The 745-nt window shown below is 37.6% G+C and carries 2 pseudogenes; both read right to left on the reverse strand.

The features are described from left to right. Positions 1-300, reverse strand: a pseudogene (locus A3729_RS07715) (AarF/ABC1/UbiB kinase family protein); the annotation flags it as partial. Positions 301-380: 80 nt separating this feature from the next. Beyond that, positions 381-745 (reverse strand): annotated as a pseudogene (locus A3729_RS07720) (DNA polymerase III subunit beta); the annotation flags it as partial.

Below are 745 nucleotides of genomic sequence, written 5' to 3' on the forward strand. Positions count from 1 at the left end.
CAAAGGCTTACCTAATTCATTTTCAATAATCTTTCGAGCCACAGAAAAAGAAAAAGGCTGGGTACGATCTAAGCAGTTTTGAAATTCTTCAACGTAATCTTGAGGAAAGAAAGTAGGCGAACTTGCGATAAACTGCCCTAACTTAATATAGGTAGCACCTAAGTCTTCAAAAATAGATCTTAATAACTTGGGATTGGGTGGCCGTTTACCGATTAACCATTGAGCACCTGTTTTAGCAAGAATGCCTGTAGTCTGACCAATACGAAAAGTTCCCTTCAATGTATCTGTAAACAATCCCATCGCTTTGTCCTTTTATATTACTATCTGAATTACAACGCTAATAATGAAGAAGCGCCTGTTAGAGTCTTCCCTGCCCTACTCTATAAGCGCATCGGCATGATTACGTATAAGTTTCCATCATTCTCTGAAGACTCTATCAAAGCCGATGAATTTGCATTCAATAGCGTCATTCGAATATTTTCACTCGACAAAACATTCATAACATCAATTAGATAGCTAACATTGAATCCAATCTGTAAATCTTCACCCTGATAATCCACTTCCAAACAATCTTCAGCTTGTTCGTGCTCTGGATTATTAGCAAACACCTGCAATTGATTCTCAGACAAATGTAATTGAATTCCTCGAATATTTTCATGTGAAAGAATACTTGCTCGCGTAAACATATCCTTAAGCGAACTTCTATCCGCATACATAACCTTGTCACCACCCTTAGGAATAACAC

Source organism: Oleiphilus sp. HI0043 (assembly GCF_001634935.1).